A 1,243-nucleotide genomic window follows, 5' to 3' on the forward strand; every position below is an offset into this window, starting at 1 on the left:
TGATCCGCACCAGCAGTTTTGGACACCGAGTTAAGTGAGTACAATCACTAACGAGGTGAACCATGACAAACAAGAAAAAACGTATTATCCATTCTCCTGAATTTAAAGCAGAAGCCCTGAAGCTGGCAGAGAAAGTGGGAGTTGCTGCGGCAGCTAGACAGCTCGGGTTACACGAATCCCAGATCTACGGTTGGCGTAAGGCAGCCAAGAAAGACACCAATACCAGTCAGCGAGAAAAAGATCTAGCCGCTGAAGTCGCTAAGCTCAAAAGGCAATTGGCTGAGCAAGCTGAGGAGCTAGATATAGTAAAAAAAGCCGCCACCTACTTCGCGAAAAATCTAAAGTAGATTGCTACGAATTTATGCTCGAACACCTGCTGTGCTTCAATGTTGTCCGTATGGCTAAGGTGTTCGGGGTTTCTCGAAGTGGGTTTTATTACTGGGTTAAGCACCGCCACAAGGCCATCCAGCGCGAGGTTAATCGCCAAGAGCTTGATACCAAGGTCAAGAAGGCTTTTGACAGCAGCAAAGGCCGAGATGGTGCGAGGCGCATCCAGAAAGAGCTGGCTGAGAACGGTGATAGCCATAATGTCAAAACCATTGCCGCCAGTATGAAGCGTCAGGATTTGACTCCGAAAGCCGCACGCAAGTTTAAATGTACAACGGACAGCAAGCATAAAATGCCTGTCGCTCCAAACCTGCTGGCTCAGGACTTTAACGCTACAGCTCCGAACCAAAAGTGGGCGGGTGATATTACATATCTTGCCACAAGTGAAGGCTGGCTATATTTGGCGGTCATTATTGATCTTTACTCACGCCAGGTGATCGGCTGGTCTATGGATACCAGAATGACGGCTACGCTGGTCAGCGATGCGCTATCAATGGCCTTGTTCCGTCGTGGATTCCCTGAGCAGGTTATCGTTCACAGTGATCGAGGTAGTCAGTATTGTTCAAAAGACTATCGAGACCTCATAACCGTTTATAATCTAAAGCAAAGTATGAGTAGGAAAGGAAACTGCTGGGATAACGCTTGTGTTGAGAGCTTCTTCCATTCAATGAAAGTTGAAGCGATCCAACATGAGCGGATCATGACGCGAGACGAGATGCGCCAAGCGATCTTCGAATACATAGAGGTTGATTATAATCGGACGAGAAGGCACAGTGCTCTTGGGTATCTAAGCCCAGTTAACTTTGAACAAAAAAATGTCGCTTAATGAAGTGTCCAGTCTGGCTGGAGCAGATCA

General features: G+C 47.4%; 1 protein-coding gene. It reads left to right on the forward strand.

Features of this window, described 5'->3' with window-relative positions:
* Positions 1 to 62 precede the first annotated feature (62 nt).
* Positions 63 to 1,213 (forward strand): IS3 family transposase gene (locus tag UA76_RS09635; RefSeq protein WP_157617614.1). Its coding sequence is split into 2 segments (ribosomal slippage): positions 63 to 315 and positions 315 to 1,213, totalling 1,152 coding nucleotides; the frame shifts between segments, so codons are not numbered across the junction.
* Positions 1,214 to 1,243: the final 30 nt, after the last annotated feature.

The sequence above is a fragment of the Vibrio mexicanus genome (assembly GCF_001012815.1).
Lineage (GTDB): Bacteria > Pseudomonadota > Gammaproteobacteria > Enterobacterales > Vibrionaceae > Vibrio > Vibrio mexicanus.